Genomic DNA, 20,139 nt, shown 5'->3' with positions numbered 1-20,139 from the left:
AGGGCGAGAAGGGCGACAAGGGTGACCCCGGCGCCGCAGGCAAAGACGGTGCCGACGGCGTTGACGGCGCTAACGGTAAGGACGGCGCCAAGGGCGAGCAAGGCGAAAAGGGCGACAAGGGCGACAAGGGCGAAACCGGCGAGCCGGGCGCCGCAGGCAAGGACGGTGCCAACGGTGCCAACGGCAGCGATGGCAAGGACGGACAGGACGGCAACGACGGCCGTGGCATCGAGTCCGTTGCCATCAATGAGGATGGCGAGCTGATCGTCCACTACAACGATGGCCACGCCGAGAACGCTGGCAAGGTCAACGGCACCAGCGGCGAGGATGGCGCCGACGGTAAGGACGGCGCAGACGGTAAGGACGGGGCTGCTGGTAAAGACGGCCAGGACGGTGAGAAGGGCGACAAGGGCGAGACCGGCGCTGCCGGCCGCGGCGTTGCTGGCTTCGAGGTCGTCGACGGCGAGCTCGAGGTGACCTACACCGATGGCACCAGCCAGAAGGTCGGCCCGATCGCTGGCCAGGACGGCGCCACCGGCACCGACGGCCAGGATGGCAAGGACGGCGCCAACGGTACCGACGGCAAGGACGGCGCCGATGGCCGCGGCGTTGAGAAGGTCGAGGTTGACGGCGAGGGCAACCTGGTCATCACCTTCACCGACGGCACCACCCAGAAGGCCGGCAAGGTGCAGCCGGACGCACCGAAGCAGCCGCAGAAGCCGATCCAGGACGGCGGCGACCAGGGCACGTCCGCGGACGGCAGCTCCACCTTCGGCACGATCCTCGGCATCATCGCAGCCATCTTCACGGCGCTCGGTCTCGCGGGCGCGGCTGCGTACCACTTCATGCCGCAGCAGGTGAACGATCTGCTCAACCAGCTGGGGTGCGCTAAAGGCCTCGCTGAGTAAGCCGCGAGGAAGCCCGCCCTACAGGAACACCCTGTAGTCGGCGGGCTCTGCGCCGTTGGCCTGGGCGCACAGGACGGCCGCGGTGAAGTCGCGGCGGACCTTCTTCTTGTGCAGCTCGCGGGCGGAGATAGACAGACGGATCGTGTTGCCCTTCTCCGCGCCGCGGACGGCGGCAGCGATGATGTTGCGTCGCCACCACTTGGCCGTGCCGTAGCCCTCACCGACGGAGAGGTTTCGGCAGCGGGTGAAGGGGGTGGCGGTGGCGTCGGTAAGCGAATAGATGCCCTTCGTGGACACGGCGAGGCGGAACCCGAAGTCCGGGAGCACGCCGAGTGTGCCTGGGGACATGCGCCAGCGCGGCGGGGCGAACATGTCGAGGTGGAAGCCGAGCGCCTCCATCTGGCGGGTGGCGCCGGTGAGGCGCAGGCGCGCTTCGTGCTCGCCGAGCGACGCGAACTCGGAGCGGCGGCCCTGCACCGCCTGGTCGAAACCGTTGAGGAGCAGGGCGCGGTGCTCGGCCTGCTCGAGGAGCCAGCCGCGGGTGCGCGAGTCCTTGGCCAGGTGCCACTTCTTGTCGATGTGCGGCGCGACCAGCAACGACACCGGCACGCGTTTGCGGTCCAGGCCCTCGACGAGCCGGACCACGTCATCGAGCGTGTCATCAAAAATGGACGAAATTGAGACGAGAACGCGACCAGACATACCCGCTATTCTCCCACAGGCGTCACGGCTTTGCTCTTCACCAACGTCCACGCGTACTCGAACGCCGTCTGCTTCCACTTGGCGTAGCGGCCGGAGACGCCGCCGTGGCCCGCGGACATCTCGGTCTTGAGCAGAATCTCGCCGCCGGTGGCGTGTTCGCGCAGCTTGGCCACCCACTTCGCGGGCTCGACGTAGAGCACGCGGGTGTCGTTCAGGCTGGTCACGGCGAGGATGTCGGGGTAGTCTTGCGCGGTGATGTTCTCGTAGGGCGCGTAACTGGCCATGTAGTCGTAGACCTCGGGTTCGTGGTACGGGTCGCCCCACTCTTCCCACTCGCCGACGGTGAGCGGCAGCTCGGGCTTGAGGATCGAGGTCAGCGGGTCGACAAACGGCACGATCGCCTGGATGCCCGCGAACTTCTCCGGCGCCATGTTCGCCACCGCGCCCATGAGCAGCCCGCCCGCAGAGCCACCTTCGGCGACGAGGTGCTCCGGATCAGTGATGCCGAGTTCAATGAGCGTGTCAGCGCAGGCGATGAAGTCCGTGAACGTGTTCTTCTTGTGCAGCATCTTGCCCTGGTCGTACCAGCTGCGGCCCATCTCGCCGCCGCCGCGCACGTGCGCGCACGCCCACACCATCCCGCGGTCCAGCAGCGACAGCCGCGCGATGGAGAAGCCTGGGTCCATCGACGCCTCGTACGAGCCGTACCCGTAGAGCAAGGTGGGGGCTACGCCCGGAGCAGTTGCTTTACGACGCACCACCGACACCGGAATCTCCACCCCATCGGCAGCAGTCGCCCAGATCCGCTCGGCAACGTACTCGTCCGGGTCGTAGCCGCCCTCAACCTCCTGCTCCTTGAGCAGGGTGAACGAGCCGTCCTCGACCCGGTAATCCAACAGCTGCGACGGCTGCGTGTACGAGGTGTAGCCCACCCGCACCACGGGCGCGTCCCACTCCGGGTTGCCGGCCAGGCTCGCGGTGTAGAGCTCCTCGGAGAACTCCAGCTCCTTGAAGGGGGCGAAGTCCTCGCCCGTGAGCAGCGCAACGGCCAGGCGCGGGATCCCGCCGCGGCGGTACGACATGAACACGAAGTCGCGGTAGACGTCCAGCCCCTCGATGCGGGTCGTATCCGAGTGCGGGACGATGACGGGCAGGTCGCGCAGGTCCGGTAGCTCGGCGGCGAGGCCGTCGGCGATCGGGGTGGCGCTCACCGCGAAGTTCGGCCCCGCGGCGTTGTGCGTGACCAGCCAGTACTCGCGGTCCCCCAGCGCGGCGTAGTCCGGGTGGTACTCCACGCCCTCCTCGCGCGGCCACATCACCTGGAACTCGGCGGTGGGATCCTCGAGCGGGGCGACGCGGTACTCGGTAGTCAGGGACGACGAGGACAGGATGTAGAGGAAGCGCTCCGCGCGGTCCGCGCCCACGCCGACGCCGAACTTCTCGTCCTTCTCCTCGAAGACCAGGACGTCCTCGGCTGCGTCCGTGCCCACCTTGTGGCGCCAGATCTGGTGGGGCCGCCAGGCGTCGTCGCAGCGGACGTAGAACAGGTAGTCATCGCCGGCCCAGGTCGCGCCGTAGAAGACGCCCTCGATGACGTCCGGGAGCAACTCGCCGGTCTCCAGGTCCTTGATGCGCAGGTCGAAGCGCTCGTCGCCGGTGGTGTCCACCGAGTAGGCCAGGAGGCGGCCGGAGGTGGTGATCGAGGAGGTGCCGATGGAGAAGAATTCGTGGCCTTCGGCGAGCTCGTTGGCGTCGATAAGCACCTGCTCCCCGGGCATCTCCTCCGAGACCTCGGGTGGGGTCCAGGGGTCGTCGGCGGCGGGGACGCGGCACGAGAGGGCGTAGTTCTTGCCCTCGATGGTGCGGCCGTAGTACCACCAGTCGCCCGCGCGCTGCGGCACGGACATATCCGTTTCCTTCACGCGCGACTTGATCTCGCCGTAGATCGCGTCGGTCAGATCGCTCAGGTGCGCGGTGGCCTGCTCAGTGGCGGCGTTTTCCGCTTCCAGGTACGCGATCGTCTCCGGGCTGTCTTTGTCGCGCAGCCACTCGTAGTTGTCCACGAAGTCGCGGCCGTGGAACGAGCGGGTGATCGGGTGCTTCGGTGCCTTCGGGAAATCCATAGGCACCCAGCCTAGGGCACCGCGCTTACGCGTTGGCGCCCGGCCAGTCGCCGAACTTCTCGCCGCTCAGGCGCTCGTACGCCTCGATGTAGCGGTCGCGCGTGGCCTCCACCACGGAGCCCGGCAGCTCCGGCGGCTGCGTGCCTTCCGAGGGGCGCCAGCCCGACTTCGGGCCGGTGAGCCAGTTGCGCACGTACTGCTTGTCAAAGCTGGGCTGCTTCTGCCCCTCCTTGTAGGAATCGGCGGGCCAGTAGCGGGAGGAATCCGGGGTCAGGACTTCGTCGGCAAGCACGAGCTCCCCGTTGCTATCCAGGCCGAACTCGAACTTGGTGTCCGCCAAAATGATGCCCTTGGTCTCCGCGTACTCCGCGGCGCGCGAGTAGACCTCGAGGGTGCGATCGCGCAGGCGCTCCGCCAGCTCGGTGCCGATCTTGCCCGCCATGTACTTGAACGTCACGTTTTCGTCGTGATCGCCCTGCGCGGCCTTCGTCGCCGGGGTGAAAATCGGCTCCGGCAGCTTCGACGCCTCGACCAGGCCCTCTGGCAGCTTCACGCCGCAGACCATGCCGCGCTCGTCGTACTCCTTCTTGCCCGAGCCGGTGAGGTAGCCGCGGGCGACGCACTCGAAGTCGACCATGTCCAGTTTCTTCACCACCATCGCTCGGCCCAGCACCTCCTCCGGGATCCGCGGATCATCGATCGGCCCCGCGAGGTGGTTTGGAATCCCGTCCAGCAGGTCGAAGAAAAACATCGACGTTGCGGTGAGAATCCGCCCCTTGTCCGGGATCTCGGGCTCGAGCGAGAAGTCGAACGCGGAGATGCGATCCGAGGCCACCATGAGCAAGGTGTCCGCATCTACCTGGTAAATCTCGCGGACTTTGCCGCCGGAAAGGTGAGTGTAGTCAGAAAGCTCTGGACGCATGGCACCAAGCATATACCGCGCCACTACCATGTTCCGCATGGTCTCTCGCCTCCCAGTGTTGCTCGCGCTGCCGGTCGTCGCCGCACTCGCCGCGTGCTCGCCGCAACCCGCCGGCACGGACGCCGCCGACATGCCCGACTTCGCCCCCACCCGCGACAACGCCGTCCTCGGCTTCGGCGGCACCGCGCGCGTCGCCACCGAGGATCCCGCAACCGGCACCCAGGTGCAGTGGGAGGTCACCGTCGAGCGCCCGCGCCGCATCACCGGCACCCAAGCCGCCAACAACCTCCGCTCGCCCGACCCGCAGCGGTTCGCCGCGTTCACCTGCTTCCCGGTCACGCTCACGCCCGTCGCCATCGGCAGCAACCCCACCGGTCCCACGGTGCCCGTGCCGGAGCTTTCGCTTATCGACGCCACCCCCGCCCCCTCCACAACCCTCACCGCCAACTCCGTCCCATCCCAGCCGGGCAGCGGCACGGGCCTGGGGGCGGGGTCGGGTTCTGGGTCGCGGGCTGGTGTTGGGGCTGGGTCTGGCGCTGGTGCTGTGCCTGGGGCCGCTTCGCCGTCCGCGGCGGAGGCGTACTGCGACATGGGCAGCGGCGCCCCCTCCGGCTACACCGCTGAGCTGGAGGAAGGCCGCGCCTACACCACCGCGCTCGCATCCTGGGAGCGCCGCGTGGACCCCGGCGTTCCCGCCACCGGCGTGCGCCTCGACGCCACCGGCGTCCGCTGGGCGGAGTAGACCCCGCCCCGGGTCGGCGGTCGGCGCTGCTCCTTCCAAACGGAGCTAGCTCCATCTACACGCGAACCACCAGCAAAACCCCAGGTCGCCGTTCAACACCAACCCCAAACGGAGCTAGCTCCATCTACACGCGAACCACCAACAAAACCCCAGGTCGCCGTTCAACACCAACCCCAAACGGAGCTAGCTCCTTTTAGACGCAGACAGCACCGACCACGCCCGCGCCCCCAGCGAGCTACAGGATCTCGCCTGGGCGGTAGTTGGCGGCGTCGGGGTACTTGTGTACGAGGGCGTCGATACGCGTGAGCACGCGGTCGACCTGCGACTCTGCCGCGCCGATAAACGCGTGCCGGTCCGCGAGAGCCTCCTCAAGCTGGCCGAGGTCCAGCGGCAGGCGATCGTCGTCGGCAAGACGCTCGACCAGGTTCTGCTCGGCGCCGTTTTCCCGCATGTCCAGGGCCATGGCGACGGCGTTTTCCTTGATCACCTCGTGTGCGGTCTCGCGGCCCACCCCGGCGCGCACAGACGCCATGAGGATGCGGGTGGTGGCCAGGAACGGCAGGTAGCGGTCGAGCTCGCGGGTGATCATGGCGGGGAACGCGCCGAACTCGTCGAGGACGGTGAGGAAGGTCTCTAGCTGCCCGTCGATGGCAAAGAAGGCATCCGGCAGCGCGACGCGGCGCACGACGGAGCAGAACACGTCGCCCTCGTTCCACTGCTGCCCGGCCAGGTCAGCGGCCATGGTGAGGTAGCCGCGCAGGATAACCTGGAAGCCGCCCACGCGCTCGCAGGAGCGCGCGTTCATCTTGTGCGGCATGGCGGAGGAGCCGACCTGGCCCTCCTTGAAGCCCTCGGTCACCGTCTCGTTGCCCGCCATGAGGCGGATCGTGGTGGCCAGCGAGGACGGGCCGGCGCCGAGCTGGACCAGCGCGGAGATCGCCTCGAAGTCCAGGGAGCGCGGGTAGACCTGGCCGACGGAGTCGAAGACCGTGTCAAAGCCCAGGTGGCCGGCCACCTTGGACTCAAGCTCGGCGAGCTTCGCCTCGTCGCCGCCCATGAGGTCGAGCATGTCCTGCGCCGTGCCCATCGGGCCCTTGATGCCGCGCAGCGGGTAGCCGTCGAGCAGCGACTCGATGCGGTCTACGGCGACCAAGATCTCGTCGGCCGCGGACGCGAAGCGCTTGCCCAGGGTGGTCGCCTGCGCCGCCACGTTGTGGGAGCGGCCCGCCATCACCAGCGACTTGTACTCGGACGCCCGGTTGCCCACGGCCTTGAGCAGGGCGACGGACTTGCCGCGGACGAGTTCGAGCGCGCGCACGATCTGCAGCTGCTCCACATTCTCGGTCAGGTCGCGGCTGGTCATGCCCTTGTGGATGTGCTCGTGGCCGGCGAGCGCGTTGAACTCCTCGATGCGCGCCTTCACGTCGTGGCGTGTGACGCGCTCGCGGTCGGCGATGGAGTTGAGGTCGACGCGGTCGATGACGGACTCGTAGGCGTCGATGGCCTCGGCGGGGATGTCCACCCCGAGCTCGCGCTGTGCGCGCATGACAGCGATCCACAGCTGTCGCTCGAGGATGATCTTGTGCTCGGCGCTCCACAGCGTCGCCATCTCCGGCGAGGCGTAGCGGTTGGACAGGACGTTGGGGTTTGCAGGCTTCTCAGTCACGCGCCAATTATCGCACAGGGGGCTAGTGCTTCTCGACGCTCACCTCACCCGCCACCGCACGCCGCCCAATATCCTTCCTGTAGAAGGACCCGCGCATCTCGATCCCCCCGATGACGCGGTAGGCGTCCGCGATCGCGTCCTCCAGCGTGGCACCGTGGCCGAGCACGTTGAGCACTCGCCCGCCCGCGGAGACGTACCCATCATCCCCGCGCGCAGTGCCCGCGTGCAGCACCTTGTCCGGGTTGTCCAGCTCCGGCCCCGTGATCGCGTCGCCCTTGGCGGGGCTGGCCGGGTAGTTCTCTGCGGCGAGCACGACCGTGGCGGCGTAGCCGTCCTTCCACTGCAGCGGCGGCAGGTCCGCGAGCGTGCCAGTGGCCACGGCGTACAGCGGCTCGGCGAGCGGGGTCTCCAGCATGGACAGCACGGCCTGGGTCTCCGGGTCGCCGAATCGGGCGTTGAACTCCACCACGGCCGGGCCCTCCGGGCCCCACGCGGCGCCGACGTAAAGCAGGCCCTGGTAGGGGGTGCCGCGGTTGACCATCTCGCGCGCGACGGGGGCGGCGACCTCGTCGACGATGCGCTGCACGCCGTCCGCCGGCAGCCACGGCAGCGGGGTGTAGGCGCCCATGCCGCCGGTGTTCGGGCCCTCGTCGTTGTCGTAGGCGCGCTTGTGATCTTGCGCGGGCAGCAGCGGGACCACGGTTTCGCCGTCGACGAGGCAGAACAGGGAGACCTCGGGGCCTTCGAGGAAGGACTCGAACAGGACCGGGTTGCCCGCCTCGAGCACCGCCTGCGCGTGGGCTGCGGCCTCGGCGCGGTCCGTGGTGACCACGACGCCCTTGCCGCCGGCCAGGCCGTCGTCCTTGACCACGTAGTTGGGGCCGAACTGCTCCAGGGCCTTTTCGACGCCCTCCGCGCCCTCCTCCGGCGCAACGCGCAGCGCGCGGGCCGTGCGCACGCCGGCGGCGGCCATGACGTCCTTGGCGAATGCCTTCGAGCCCTCCAGCTGGGCCGCGGCCTTGGTGGGGCCGAAGACGGGGATACCCGCCTCGCGCAGGGCGTCGGCGGCGCCGGTGACCAGCGGGGCCTCCGGGCCGATCACCACGAGCTCCGCCTGCTCGTCGCGGGCGAGGGTGACGATGGCTTGGGGCGACGTGGCGTCGATAGGCAATTGCTTGGCCAGCGTCGACATACCCGCGTTGCCGGGTGCGACGACGAGCTCGTTGCCAGACAGACCTTTGAGCAGGGCGTGTTCGCGGCCGCCCGAACCGATAACAAGGATGCGCATGGCCTCAAACTTACAGGTACGGTTTGAGTGTATGAGCACAGTCTTTACAAAGATCATTGACGGCGAGATCCCCGGGCGCTTTGTGTACAAGGACGAGGACGTCGCCGCCTTCCTCACCATCGAGCCAATCGCGTACGGCCACACCCTGGTCGTGCCGGTCAAAGAGGTGGACAAGTGGACCGACCTCGAGCCCGAGCTGTGGGCGAAGATGAACGCTGTGGCGCAGCGCATCGGCGCCGCCATTGTCAGCGAGTTCGAGTGCGAGCGCGCCGGCTACCTCATCGCCGGGTTCGAGGTCCCACACGCGCACATCCACGTCTTCCCCGCGAACGACATGTCCGGCTACAACCTGTCCACCGTCATGCGCGCCGACGAGACCGACCCGGCGAAGATGGACCAGGCCGCGGAGACGCTCCGCGCGGCGCTGAACTAGTCCTTTTCCGGCGTCTTGGCGTCCTTGGCTGGCTGCGCAGCCTTTGTCGCCTTCGTTGCCTTTGTCGCTGTCGCGCCATTGACCTCGCGCAGCAGCGGCAGCGAGATCTTGAACGTCGCGCCCTCGCCCGGCGCGGTGTCGACGGTGATGGTGCCCTCGTGCTGCTCGATGAGCGACTTGGTGATTGCCAGGCCCAGGCCGGAGCCGCCGCCGCCCGCGCGGTGGCGCGACGCGTCCGCGCGGTAGAAGCGGTCGAAGATGCGCGCCGCGTCCTCCTCCGCCATGCCGCGGCCGTTGTCCGCGACCTCGATGACGATGCGGTCCAGGTTTTCGCGCAGCGTGATGGTCACATCCACGTCGGAGCCGCCGTGCTTGAACGCGTTGTTGATCAGGTTCATGAGCACCTGGTGGAGGCGGTCCGGGTCGCCGTTGACCATCGGCGGCCGGGCGCACTGGTTGTCAACCTCGATGGAGCGCTCCGGGTAGGCGGCCCGGGCCGAGGTCGTCGCGGAGTCCACGACCTTTTGCATGTCCACGGTTTTGCGGTCCAGGCGGGTGCCCTCCGCGCGGGTGAGCGCGAGCAGGTCCTCCACCAGCAGCTGCATGCGGCCGGATTCTTCCTCGATCTTGTCAATGACCATGTCCGCGTCGGGGGCCATGCCCTTGCGGTAGAGCTCGGCGTAGCCGCGCAGGCTGGTCAGCGGGGTGCGCAGCTCGTGGGAGGCGTCGCCGACGAAGCGCCGCATCTGCTCCTCTTTCCCCTGCGCGTCATTGACCGAGTCCTGCAGCTGGCTCACCATCGTGTTGACAGCGTAGGAAAGCTTGCCCACCTCGGTGTCGCGCGACCAGGCGGGGACGCGGCGGTCCACATCGCCGTCCGCGATTGCCAGCGCCGTGTCTTCGACTTCGCGCAGCGGCGTCAGCGACCTTCTCACCAGCGTCCTCGCCGCGATGGCGATCGCCAGGATCGCAATGGCGCCCAGGCTCGTTTCGACCACCGCGAGCCAGCGCAGAATGCGGTTTTCTGATTCCAGCCGCTTCGCCACCAGCGTGATGGTGCCGTCATCGCTTTTCGACGCCACCGCCCTCCACTGCGTCAGCGACGCCGAACTATCCACGTTCTTCGACCCGATGGTGCGCGCCTGGTCCAGGACCGTCAGCTGCTCCCAGTCGGGTGGATTGCCCCGCGGGGTGTAGCGCGAGAACGGGTACGGGTAGCCGGGGAACCAGGTCGCCTGGGCAAACTCGCTGGGCACGCCGATCGACGGGATCCAGGTGCCCTGTCCCGCCCAGCTGTCCAGACCCTCCTGCAGCTGGTCGTCCACGCGCTGCATGAGGATGCCGCGCATAAGGAAGAAGACCGTGGCAAAACTCAGCACGATGCCCAAGGTGGCCACCACGACCACCAGGGACACCAGCTGCTTTTGCAACGGCCGCGCGGCCTGGTTGTACGACCAGGCCGCGAGCGTCTGCTTCGCCTTCATGGACCGCTACGCCGCAGGTTACTGGCGCGGGGTGCGCAGCACGTAGCCGACGCCGCGCACGGTCTGGATCAGCGGCACGTCGCCAGTGTCAATCTTGCGGCGCAGGTAGGAGATGTAGGACTCGACGACGTTGCCGTCGCCGCCGAAGTCGTAGTGCCACACGTTGTCCAGGATCTTCGCCTTGGACAGCACGACCTCCGCGTTGAGCATGAGGTAGCGCAGCAGGTTGAACTCGGTCGGGGAGAGATCGATGATCTCGCCGGCCTTGGTCACCTCGTGGGTTTCGTCATTCAGCGTCAGGTCCGCGTAACGGATGGTGGTGTCGTGGTCGGCGTCATCGGTCACGTTGCCGCGGCGCAGGATGACGCGCAGACGGGTGATGACTTCCTCCAGGGAGAACGGCTTGGTGACGTAGTCGTCCGCACCGATAGTCAGGCCGTGGATGCGGTCCTCCACCGCGTCCTTGGCGGTGAGGAAGAGCACCGGGCCGTCGAGGCCGTCCTGGCGCAGCTTGCCCAGCAGCTCGAAGCCGTCCATCCCCGGCATCATGACGTCCAAAATGTAGGCGTCCGGGCGGTACTCGCGCGCCATGGTCAGCGCCTCCTGCCCGGAGTTTGCGCTTTCTACCTCGAATCCCTGGAACTTCAGGGAGACGGTCAGCAGCTCGACGATATTGGGCTCGTCATCAACGACGAGCACCTTGATGCCCTTCGGGTTCTCAGCCATGAGATGCACTCCTTTGTATGGGTAATTAACCAGATAGCATTTAACTCCCCTCCACTGTACGTTTGCTGTACGTCGTCTTGGGGCTGTCGAGCAAAAGTGGGGGTATATCCAAAGAGCGAAGGTTTAGCCAAATCAAGGCCTTTAAACGCTGCCCGCGCAGCGCGCGCAAGGACCACCACCCCTCCCCCTCGGCGGCAAAAAATTGGAGCTGGAGACGAGACTTGAACTCGCAACCTACGCATTACAAGTGCGTTGCGCTACCGATTGCGCCACTCCAGCAATGCCCATGAATCTTACACATCGACCGGTGAGTGCGCGAAACACGTCGGCGCGATAGTGTTTCGCGTGTGGCATCACTAGAGCAGTATTGGCAGCGGCTGCGTGGCTCGCGCGACCACGTGGCCACGATTGACGAGTCCCGCACCTCCCCGCCCCCGTCCGTCCTCGCGCCCGTCGATCTGACGGACCCCGCGCAGGTGGCCGCGGTCATGAACATCGCCGCGCGGATCGGCGAGATCCTCATCGCCAACGGCACGACGTCCTCGGACGCGATCGCCCAAATCCGCACGGTCACCTCGTCGTACGGCCTGCACTACTGCCACGTGGACATCACGGTGAACACCATCACCATGAACGCCAACGTGGGCGTCCAGCGCCGCACGCCGGTCAACGTGTTCCGCGTGGTCACGATGATGAGCGAGAACTACCACAAGCTGCAGGAGGCCGATCGCCTCATCCGCTCGATCCGCGCGGGCGCCACCCGGCCAGAGATGGCGGAGAAGATTCTCGACGACATCGACAACGAGCCCATCCCCTACCGCAACACCCGCAACCTGGCCGGCTGGGCGGTCATGGGTGCGTCAGTGTCCATCCTCCTCGGCGGCGACCTCCTCATGGCGCTCGTCGGCGGGCTCACCGCCTTCCTCATCATGGGCTTTAACAAGGTCCTGTCGCACAACTCGCTGCCGTACTTCTACCACTGCGTCATCGGCGGCTTTATCGCCACCATCCCGGCCGCCATCTTCTACGACTTCTCCACCTCGATCGGCCACACGATCGTGCCCAGCCAGGTCATCGCCACCGGCATCATCGTGCTGTTGGCCGGCCTGACGCTGGTGCAGTCGCTTTTCGACAGCATCACGGGCTCCCCCGTCACCGCGGCCTCCCGCTTCTTCCAGACCATGTTGTCGTCCGGCGGCATCGTCGCGGGCGTGGCCATCGGCCTGTACGTGGCGGAGCTGTTAGGAGTGCCCCTGCCGCCGCTGGAAACCATGTTAGGTAAGCCGTCGTTAAGCAGCGCCGGCTGGCGCATCATCGGCGGGGCGCTGGCCGCCGCCTCGTTTGCCGTGACCTGCTTTGCGGAGCGCCTGGCCATCATTGTTTCTGGGCTCACTGCCGCCGCGGGCTCCGCGATGTACTACATCTTCCTCATCCCCTTCGGCACCGATAAGTTCATCGCCACCGCGGCCTGCTCCATCGTGGTTGGCCTGGCCGGTGGTCTCATCTCCCGCCGCTACTTGGTCAACCCCGTGATCACCGCGGTGGCGGGCGTGACGCCGTTCCTCCCCGGCTCAGGCATCTACCGCGGCCTCTACGCGGTGCTCAACGAGCAGATGGTGGTGGGGATGAGCAACATCTTCAACGCCATCGCGGTGTGCATGGCGCTGGCCGGCGGCGTGATCTTCGGCGAGTGGGTGGCGCGCCGCATCCGCGCGCCGCAGCTGTACATCCCGTACCGGGCGTTCAAGCGGGCGGGGCGCGTGACGTTCCAGCAGATTCGCCGCGCGGAGCAAGCCGCCCTCCGCCCGAGGCGCCGGAAGCACTAGCTTTGGCGTAGAATCGCCGTTTGAGATTTGTGTTTCGTACAAGGAGGAACCTGTAGTGCCACCGAAGATCACCGACTCCCGCCCCTCTCCCGAGGCCATCAATGAGATGGAGGAGCAGACCGCTTCCGGCGCCCGGCGAATCGTGGCAACGTACGCCGAAGATTTCTTCGACGGAGTAACCCTGATGTCCATGCTCGGCGTGGAACCGAAGGGCTTCAACTACAAGAAGTACGCCGAGGAGGTCCTGGGAGACCCGGAAAACGAGGAAGACTCCACCTCCACCAAGAAGGCGACGAAGAAGAAGTCGTCCAAGAAGGCCTCCAAGAAGAAAGCCTCGAAGAAGAAGGCCACGAAGAAAAAGGCCACGAAGAAAAAGGCGACCAAGAAGAAGGCGTCGAAGAAGAAGAAGTCCACAAAGAAAGCGAAGAAGTCCTAGGTGAACGACTTCGTCGTCGTAGCCAACCGCCTGCCCGTGGACCGGGTGGGCGACTCCTGGCAGGCCTCCCCGGGCGGCCTGGTCGCCGCGCTCGCGCCGGTGCTACGCGCCCGCTCGGGCTGCTGGGTCGGCTGGCCCGGCGAGACGGACACCCACCTCGAGCCGTTCCACGCCGACGGCATTGACCTGGTCCCCGTGGCGCTGGACGCGCAGGACTACTCCGACTTCTACGAGGGGTTTTCCAACTCCACCCTGTGGCCGCTCTACCACGACCTCATCGTCGCGCCGCAGTACAACGAGCAGTGGTGGGACCGCTACGTAGCGGTCAACGAGCGCTTTGCGGCCGCGGTCTCCGCTGTCGCCGCCGAGGGCGCCACCGTGTGGGTGCAGGACTACCAGCTGCAGCTCGTCCCCGGCCTGCTCAAGCGGGAGCGCCCGGACCTACGCATCGGGTTCTTCCTCCACATCCCGTTCCCCTCCCCCGATCTGTTCCGCCAGCTGCCGTGGCGCGAGCCCATCCTGCGCTCGCTGTCGGCCTGCGACCTCATCGGCTTCCAGCGGGCCGCCGACGAGTCGAACTTCCGGGGGCTCCTTGAGCTTATCGACGCCACCGCGGTGCGCACCGGGACGTTCCCGATCAGTATTGATGCGTCGATAGTCGCCCCCGGCGACCCCGCGCCCGTCCGCGAGCTGGTAGGCAACCCGACGCTGCTCATGCTCGGCGTGGACCGGATGGACTACACCAAGGGGATCCTGCAGCGGCTGCTGGCGTTCGAGCAATTCCTGGAGCGCGGCGGCGAGGCAACCCTGATCCAGCTGGCCACGCCGTCGCGCGAGCGCATCGACCACTACCGGCGCACCCGCCGCGAGGTGGAAGAGGCCGTGGGGCGCATCAACGGGCGCTTCGGCCGCATCGGCCGGCCCGTGATTCACTACGTGCACCACGGCGTGCCCAAAGACCAGCTCGGCGCGTACTACGCCGCCGCCGACATGATGCTGGTCACCCCGTTCAAGGACGGGATGAACCTGGTGGCCAAGGAGTACGTGGCCTGCCACCCGGACGGCAGCGGCGCGCTCGTACTGTCCGAGTTCGCCGGCGCCGCCGTGGAGCTCCACCAGGCGTACCTGTGCAACCCGTTCGACGTGTCCTCCATCGTCCGCGCGATGGAGGACGCCGCCCAGCCCGACCCGCAGCGGATGCGCGCGATGCACGACTGGGTGACTACCCACGACGTCGCCGCCTGGGCCGCATCCTTCCTGGAGGCGCTATGAACCGCTTACTCACACTCGGCCTGACCGCCGCGCTCGCCCTCCCGCTGGCGGCGTGCGGCGGCGAGCAGACCTGGCAGGTCGTCGCCGTACACACCGATCCGGCGGAGCCCGGGGCGCTGCTTGCCGACGCCGCGGGGTTGGCCAACTTCACCCTCACCGATTCCTCCCTCACCGGCACCACGGCGTGCGCGGACCTGGACGCGGCCATCACCACGGAGGACGACGCGGAGGACGACGCGTTCACCGTGGACAGCGTCGAGGTGGGCGACGCCGCCGACTGCGACGGCGGGGCGCTCCACGTCCACGAGCAGCTGACCAGCATCATCGTGCCCGGCGCGCGCTTCCGCGTGGATCACCTCACCGATTCCGAGATGGTGTTCACAGCGACGAGTGACGGCCCCGAGGGCGAGCCTGTGGTGGACCCGCCGAGCATCCGGCTGATGGCACTGTGAGGGCCACGCTGACCGCCGCTACCGAACGGGCGGCGCACGCGGAGTCGCTGCTGGTCTGCCTGGATTTCGACGGCACACTCGCCGAGTTCAACGCGGACCCCTACGCGGTGGCCCCGCACCCGGCCGCGGTGGACGCCCTCCGCACCCTCGCCGCGCTGCCGCGCACGCAGGTTGCCATCCTCTCCGGCCGTCACCTCGACGGCCTGCGCCGGGTGCTGCCGGAGATTGCGGGCAACGTCGTCCTCGCCGGGTCCCACGGCGCGGAGCCCGGCCCGGAACTTTCCAGCGACGACGCCGCCTACCTCGACCGCATCGGGGCGGCGCTCGAGCGCATCGCCGCCGCCCCCGCGTACGTGGAGGTCAAGCCGTACCAGCGCGTGCTGCACGTCGCGCCGATCGCGGGCACCCCTGACGCGGAGCGTATGCTCGCCGCCGCGCGCTCCCTGGACACGGGCGGGCGCCCCGTGACGCCGGGGCACAACGTGGTCGAGTTCTCCGCGGTGGAGATCACCAAGGGCACCTGGCTTTCCCAGCACAAGCGCGAGTTTGGCGCGACGCTCTTTGCCGGCGACGACACCACGGACGAGACCGCGCTGCGCGTCCTGGATCCCCGCCACGACGTGGGGATTAAGGTCGGCGATCAACCGAGCGTGGCCGCGCACCGGGTCGCCGACGTGCCCGCGATGGCGCAGGTGCTCAGCGAGCTGGCTCGCGCACGGTCCGCCCGGGCAGGTACTGCGTCGGCAGAATGATGCGCTCCTGGCGCTGCGGCCGCCCGTTCATCGCGGCGCGCAGCAGCATCGCCGCCGTCTCCCCCTTGCGCTGCGTGGGCTGCGCGACGGTGGACAGGCCGTCCACGCCGATGCCGTCGAAGCCGGTCACGGACAGCTCCTCCGGCACGCGCCGCCGCCCGCGGCAGTACTCGAGCACCCCGAGCGCCATCGAGTCGGTGGTGCACAGGATCGCGGTGAGGTCCGGGTGGGCCTCGAGGAGCTCGCGCGCGCCGTCGGCGGCGGAATCCACGTCGTTGAGGTCGCGCGCGACCACCGGCACGTCCGCGATCCCCGCCGCCGCGAACACGTCCAGCGCCCCGCGCACCCGGGCGCGCTGCACGTGCAGGTCTGCCGCCTCCAGTTCCTCCGGCGTCACCGGCCCGTTCTTCGGCGCGCTGAACAGGCGCTTGGTCAGGATCCCCACGCGCGTGTGCCCGGCGCGCACCAGGTCCTCGGCGGCCGGGGCGATCGCGGCGGCGTCGTCGATGCCCACGTACGGCACGCCGGGGACGTCGACGGGCTGATCGCAGATGATGAGGGGGAGGTCGCGCGAGTGGGCGTCGATAAGCATCTGCGCCTGGGCCGGAACCGAGTAGATGATGTAGCCGTCCACGATGGCATCGTGCACGCTCACGCCGGTCGGGATGAGGGTGAGCGAGTAATCGCTCCGCTTAGCGACGCCCGCGAGGAAGTCCACCGACGCCCGGTCCTCAAAGGCGAACGAGAGCTGCTCGGTGAGTACGACCCCGATCGTGGCGGTGCGGCTGGTGCGCAGCGAGCGCGCGTGCGGGTTGGGGCCGGCGTATCCCTTTGCCTTGGCGTGGGCGAGGATGCGGCGGCGCAGCGCTGGCGAGAGCTGGTCGGGGTGGTTGTACGCGTTGGACACGGTGGTGCGCGAGACGCCGAGGTCGGCGGCGATGGAGGCGAGCGTCGCTGGCATACCGATATGCTACCTGCACCTTTTGCGCAATCTCAGGCCGCATTTCTTTGAAAAGCTTTTTCATTACTGGTTGGATGAGTGCCCTGATGAAACGACTCGCCGCAACCGCGTTTGCGCTCACACTCACCCTCACCGCCTGCGGCACGCAGGGCTCCGAAAGCTCCGGGGACGCCACCACGGGCGCCTCCGACGAAGGCGCCGACGCAGCCGCCATGGTGGCCACCACCCAGGTGTGGGCCGACGTGGCCTCCGCCGTAACTGGTGACGAGGTGCCGGCGATCATCGACAACCCGTCGACCGACCCCCACGACTACGAGCCGACCGCCGCCGACCTGGCGGAGATCGCGCAGGCCAAGACCGTCGTGGCTAACGGCGGCGCCTACGACGCGGCCCTTTACAACGCCGCGAAGGGCAACCTCATCACCGCGCTCGAGCCGACCGAGGCGCACGACCACGATCACGAGCATGAGCACGGCGAGGAAGGCCACGACCACGCGCACGGCGAGGAGAACGAGCACATCTGGTACTCCACCGAAGCCATCCGCAGCGTGGCGGAACAGATCGGCGGCAACCCGATCGACGACAAGCTGTCCGGCATCGACGAGTCGCTCGCCGCGCTGCCCGAGGCGCACGTCATCCAGACCCACCCGATCGCCGACGCCATCGTGGAGGAGTCCGCGCTGGTGGACGACACCCCCGAGTCCTACCGCCACGCCACGCTCAACCACTCCGAGCCGTCCGCGGCCGCCGTGGCCGAGGCGCTCGAGGCGATCAAGGACGCTGACATCCTGATCAACAACTCCCAGTCCCCCAACGCCGTCTCCGAGCGCCTCGTCGCAGCGGCGAAGGAGGCCGGCGTGCCGGTCGTGGACATCACCGAGACCCCGCAGGACGGCAAGAACTTCTTCGACTACTTCCAGGAAGTCCTTGACCAGCTCAATGCTGCAGCTGCGTAGCGCCACCGTCGCGCCGCTGTGGCGCGACATCACGTGTGACCTCGCCGCCGGCGAATTCCTCGCCATCCTCGGCCCGAACGGCTCGGGCAAGTCGACGCTCCTGCGCGCCGCGCTCGGCACGCAGCGTCTCGACGCCGGCTCGATCGAGCTCGGCGGCCGCGTCGGCTACATCCCACAGCAGCAGATGTTCCCCGCCCACCTCCCGGCGCGCGTGCGCGACCTCGTTGCACTCGCCGGAGGCGACCCCGAGCAGTTGCTCGCCCACGTCGGTGCCCCATCGCTTATCGACGCCCACGTCGGCCGCCTCTCCGGCGGCCAGCAACAACTCGTACGCCAGGCCCAGGCCTTCGCGCAGGACCCCCAGATCATCCTCGCCGACGAGCCCTTCCTGTCCCTGGACGTGGCGCGCCAGCGCCAGACCCTCGCCCGCTTCCAGGAATCGGGCGCCGCGGTCGCCATGGTCACCCACTCCATCGACCCGGTCATCGACGTCGTCGACAAGGTCCTCTACATTGGCCCCAACGGCCACGTCCTCGGCACCGCCGACGAGGTCCTCCAATCCGACGTCCTCTCCGAGCTCTACGGCGCGCCCGTCCAAGTCGTCCGCGCCGGAGGAAAGACAGTGATCATCTGATGTGGGACACCACCACGTACCTGCTCTCGCAGGACTTCGTCATCACCGCCCTTGTGGCGTGCGCCTTCCTCGGCGTGCTCTCCGGGGTGCTCGCACCCTTGATCGTGATGCGGCAGATGTCGTTTGCTGTGCACGCCACCTCCGAGCTCGCGCTCATGGGCGCCGCCGCAGCCCTGGTCCTCGGCTTCAACCTGTCGCTCGGGGCCGTGCTCGGCTCCATCGCCGCCGCCATTGCGCTCGCGCTGCTCGGCTTCAAGGGCGGCAACGACTCCGCCGTCGGCGTGGTCATGAGCTTTGGCATGGGCATCTCCGTGCTGTGCATCTACCTCTACCCAGGTAACTCCAGCATCGCGATGTCCCTGCTCACCGGCCAGGTGGTTGGCGTGGCGCAGACGAGCGTCTGGACACTGGCCATCACCACCGTCATCGTGGTGGCTGCGGTGGTGGCGTTGTGGCGCCCGCTACTGTTCTCCTCGATCGACCCGGTTATGGCCGCCGCGACCGGCGTGCGCGTGCGCACCATGGCCACCGTCTTTGCCATCCTGGTAGGGCTGGCCGCGGCGAACAGCGTGCAGATCGTCGGCGTACTGCTCGTCATGGCGCTGCTCATCACGCCCGGCGCGAGCGCCGTCGCGGTCACCGCGAACCCGAAGCTAGCGGTCCTGCTCTCGGTCGTGTTCGCCGAGGTGTCCGCCGTCGGCGGCTTCATCCTCTCGCTCGCGCCAGGCCTGCCGGTCAGCGTGCTCGTCGCGTTCGTGTCCTTTGGCATTTACGTGGTCTGTCGAGGGATCGGAGCGGTGCAGGCGCGGCGGATTCAGGTTCGCAATTAGCACTTGTCGCTCTTTTACAAATCTGCGCAGTCCCATCCTTCGGGTATCCCGAGGCTGAATCGCTTGACCATGGGGTTATCCAGGAAGGAGTCCTCGAGAAGTGTTGCTACCTTGTCCGGCCACGTAGTCCCTGGACATACTGTTCGCAGGACATGAGACATCATCACTAAAGCACCAAAGATACGTTCGCTCTGTCCCGGCGGCAGTGCCGCGAATGCAGCATCAGTCCGGACGGCTGTAGTGGACGCTGGCGTAAAGGATTTGTTCCATAGCCGTCCGTGATGGGCGCATGTGTTCCTTATGACAGTCAGCTGCTCTAACCAGCTTGCCCAAGGATGACGCCGCAACACACTTCTCTGCTGATTGCGGCTCAGTTGATCATACTGGATTGCGATTCCCATTCGTTCTGCGATTTTGAACTGCTCCTCGGATTTGAGCCCACTGAACAGTTGTGACACGTCTCGAAAGTCCATCGACTCCGCCACAACCCATAAAGGAAACTTTTTCCCGTATTTCTCGGAATAGTGCTTGAGCGGTTCACTTCGGCCATACTCGCGGTTCAATCGCCTGTAGATGGTGGATAGCCACGCAACATGATGAAACGACGGGCGAAATCTATCAGCGTCGAGATAAGCGCGAGGATCGTTGAGGGGTTCGAGACATATTGTGTCTGTAACAAGAGCCCTCACCGCGATTTCGATGCGTTCCATCCCGTCGTGAACGAGCGTTCTCAATTTTCGATCAGCCTCATAGAGGTGCACTGCGTCGGAAAACTTGGTACCTGGCAAGAAATTGTCAGTGCGCGATTGCCCATCACCAGCAATTTCGCGAGCAGGGTACCAATACGCGCTCAACCGGTAGTATCCAACGAACTGCAACCACTGACTTGCAAGTTCCTCGGGTTAAGCGACAAAATGTGTGCTTTTTGAGCTATAGATTCCCGGTCTTACCTCCGGCTACGGCGGGAAAGTGCTCGTCGAATCGGGATTCCTGGCTTGCAACATGAAGGTCCACCACTCCAGCCAT

The 20,139-nt window shown here is 67.1% G+C and carries 19 protein-coding genes, 1 tRNA gene and 1 pseudogene; 11 read left to right on the top strand and 10 right to left on the bottom strand.

What is annotated here, in order from left to right; genetic code table 11:
• Window positions 1–908 (top strand): annotated as a pseudogene (locus OVO38_RS09745) (hypothetical protein); the annotation flags it as partial.
• 18 nt (window positions 909–926) lie between these two features.
• Here OVO38_RS09745 and OVO38_RS09740 read toward each other — a convergent pair.
• The 3 genes from OVO38_RS09740 to OVO38_RS09730 are packed head-to-tail and all read right to left on the bottom strand — an operon-like array spanning window position 927 to window position 4,655.
• Entirely contained in the window at window positions 927–1,610 is a 684-nt protein-coding gene (locus OVO38_RS09740; RefSeq protein WP_267208370.1) for a DUF2334 domain-containing protein, read from the bottom strand.
• Window positions 1,611–1,615: 5 nt separating this feature from the next.
• A complete protein-coding gene (locus tag OVO38_RS09735; protein WP_267208369.1) occupies window positions 1,616–3,733 on the bottom strand; it encodes a S9 family peptidase in 2,118 nt (705 codons plus the stop codon).
• A gap of 25 nt (window positions 3,734–3,758) precedes the next feature.
• Window positions 3,759–4,655, bottom strand: coding sequence for a phosphoribosylaminoimidazolesuccinocarboxamide synthase (locus OVO38_RS09730; RefSeq protein ID WP_239216461.1), 897 nt, complete (start codon window positions 4,653–4,655; stop codon window positions 3,759–3,761).
• A 37-nt stretch (window positions 4,656–4,692) separates the two neighbouring features.
• On the opposite strand from OVO38_RS09730, the gene OVO38_RS09725 reads away from it, so the two are divergent.
• The gene (locus OVO38_RS09725; protein WP_267208368.1) at window positions 4,693–5,397 is read left to right on the top strand and encodes a hypothetical protein; all 705 of its coding nucleotides are present in this window, start codon (window positions 4,693–4,695) and stop codon (window positions 5,395–5,397) included.
• A 235-nt stretch (window positions 5,398–5,632) separates the two neighbouring features.
• Here OVO38_RS09725 and purB read toward each other — a convergent pair whose 3' ends face one another.
• Both purB and purD read right to left on the bottom strand, forming a co-directional pair.
• Window positions 5,633–7,063 carry an adenylosuccinate lyase gene (purB, locus tag OVO38_RS09720; protein ID WP_267208367.1) on the bottom strand — a complete coding sequence of 477 codons (1,431 nt, stop codon included), beginning with the start codon at window positions 7,061–7,063 and terminating at the stop codon, window positions 5,633–5,635.
• A gap of 22 nt (window positions 7,064–7,085) precedes the next feature.
• Complete coding sequence (purD, locus tag OVO38_RS09715) at window positions 7,086–8,351, bottom strand: phosphoribosylamine--glycine ligase (protein ID WP_267208366.1); 1,266 nt, start codon at window positions 8,349–8,351, stop codon at window positions 7,086–7,088.
• A gap of 31 nt (window positions 8,352–8,382) precedes the next feature.
• On the opposite strand from purD, the gene OVO38_RS09710 reads away from it, so the two are divergent.
• Window positions 8,383–8,784 carry an HIT family protein gene (locus OVO38_RS09710; protein ID WP_267208365.1) on the top strand — a complete coding sequence of 134 codons (402 nt, stop codon included), beginning with the start codon at window positions 8,383–8,385 and terminating at the stop codon, window positions 8,782–8,784.
• On the opposite strand, the gene OVO38_RS09705 is transcribed toward OVO38_RS09710, so the two are convergent.
• The 3 genes from OVO38_RS09705 to OVO38_RS09695 all read right to left on the bottom strand — a co-directional run bounded on the left by OVO38_RS09705 (window position 8,781) and on the right by OVO38_RS09695 (window position 11,273).
• Window positions 8,781–10,268 carry a sensor histidine kinase gene (locus OVO38_RS09705; RefSeq protein WP_267208364.1) on the bottom strand — a complete coding sequence of 496 codons (1,488 nt, stop codon included), beginning with the start codon at window positions 10,266–10,268 and terminating at the stop codon, window positions 8,781–8,783. The genes OVO38_RS09710 and OVO38_RS09705 overlap by 4 nt on opposite strands.
• Window positions 10,269–10,286: 18 nt before the next feature.
• Window positions 10,287–10,994, bottom strand: a complete 708-nt coding sequence (locus tag OVO38_RS09700; protein ID WP_095278712.1) for a response regulator transcription factor — start codon at window positions 10,992–10,994, stop codon at window positions 10,287–10,289.
• 203 nt (window positions 10,995–11,197) lie between these two features.
• Window positions 11,198–11,273, bottom strand: a tRNA-Thr gene (locus OVO38_RS09695).
• A 68-nt stretch (window positions 11,274–11,341) separates the two neighbouring features.
• Here OVO38_RS09695 and thrE point away from each other — a divergent pair.
• Genes thrE through OVO38_RS09670 form a run of 5 tightly spaced genes read left to right on the top strand, consistent with a single transcriptional unit; the run spans window position 11,342 to window position 15,732 of the window.
• Window positions 11,342–12,820 (top strand): threonine/serine exporter ThrE, encoded by a 1,479-nt coding sequence (gene thrE / locus OVO38_RS09690; protein ID WP_416358587.1) that lies wholly within the window; start codon window positions 11,342–11,344, stop codon window positions 12,818–12,820.
• A gap of 55 nt (window positions 12,821–12,875) precedes the next feature.
• On the top strand, window positions 12,876–13,256 hold the full coding sequence (locus OVO38_RS09685; protein ID WP_267208363.1) for a hypothetical protein: 381 nt from the start codon (window positions 12,876–12,878) through the stop codon (window positions 13,254–13,256).
• Window positions 13,257–14,528: an alpha,alpha-trehalose-phosphate synthase (UDP-forming) gene (locus tag OVO38_RS09680; RefSeq protein WP_267208362.1), complete on the top strand. Its 1,272-nt coding sequence runs from the start codon at window positions 13,257–13,259 to the stop codon at window positions 14,526–14,528. It abuts the gene before it with no gap.
• Window positions 14,525–14,980: a hypothetical protein gene (locus OVO38_RS09675; protein WP_267208361.1), complete on the top strand. Its 456-nt coding sequence runs from the start codon at window positions 14,525–14,527 to the stop codon at window positions 14,978–14,980. Before OVO38_RS09680 ends, OVO38_RS09675 begins: the two co-directional genes overlap by 4 nt.
• Window positions 14,977–15,732: a trehalose-phosphatase gene (locus tag OVO38_RS09670; protein WP_267208360.1), complete on the top strand. Its 756-nt coding sequence runs from the start codon at window positions 14,977–14,979 to the stop codon at window positions 15,730–15,732. The genes OVO38_RS09675 and OVO38_RS09670 overlap by 4 nt, the downstream gene beginning before the upstream one ends.
• Here OVO38_RS09670 and OVO38_RS09665 read toward each other — a convergent pair.
• Window positions 15,677–16,693 (bottom strand): LacI family DNA-binding transcriptional regulator, encoded by a 1,017-nt coding sequence (locus OVO38_RS09665; protein WP_095536273.1) that lies wholly within the window; start codon window positions 16,691–16,693, stop codon window positions 15,677–15,679. The genes OVO38_RS09670 and OVO38_RS09665 overlap by 56 nt on opposite strands.
• 86 nt (window positions 16,694–16,779) lie before the next feature.
• Here OVO38_RS09665 and OVO38_RS09660 point away from each other — a divergent pair, with 86 nt between their 5' ends.
• Genes OVO38_RS09660 through OVO38_RS09650 form a run of 3 tightly spaced genes read left to right on the top strand, consistent with a single transcriptional unit; the run spans window position 16,780 to window position 19,113 of the window.
• Window positions 16,780–17,649 carry a metal ABC transporter solute-binding protein, Zn/Mn family gene (locus OVO38_RS09660; protein WP_240510527.1) on the top strand — a complete coding sequence of 290 codons (870 nt, stop codon included), beginning with the start codon at window positions 16,780–16,782 and terminating at the stop codon, window positions 17,647–17,649.
• Entirely contained in the window at window positions 17,633–18,283 is a 651-nt protein-coding gene (locus OVO38_RS09655) for a metal ABC transporter ATP-binding protein (protein WP_095547784.1), read from the top strand. The genes OVO38_RS09660 and OVO38_RS09655 overlap by 17 nt, the downstream gene beginning before the upstream one ends.
• The gene (locus OVO38_RS09650) at window positions 18,283–19,113 is read left to right on the top strand and encodes a metal ABC transporter permease (protein ID WP_095547785.1); all 831 of its coding nucleotides are present in this window, start codon (window positions 18,283–18,285) and stop codon (window positions 19,111–19,113) included. The genes OVO38_RS09655 and OVO38_RS09650 overlap by 1 nt, the downstream gene beginning before the upstream one ends.
• Before the next feature lie 14 nt (window positions 19,114–19,127).
• Here OVO38_RS09650 and OVO38_RS09645 read toward each other — a convergent pair whose 3' ends face one another.
• A complete protein-coding gene (locus OVO38_RS09645; RefSeq protein WP_267208359.1) occupies window positions 19,128–19,991 on the bottom strand; it encodes an Abi family protein in 864 nt (287 codons plus the stop codon).
• Window positions 19,992–20,139: the final 148 nt, after the last annotated feature.

It is taken from the genome of Corynebacterium sp. Marseille-P8863 (assembly GCF_946902955.1).
In the GTDB taxonomy this organism is placed as follows: Bacteria; Actinomycetota; Actinomycetes; order Mycobacteriales; family Mycobacteriaceae; genus Corynebacterium; species Corynebacterium gottingense.
The sequence above is the reverse complement of the archived record's forward strand: the minus strand, read 5'-3'. Positions and strand labels throughout refer to the sequence as shown.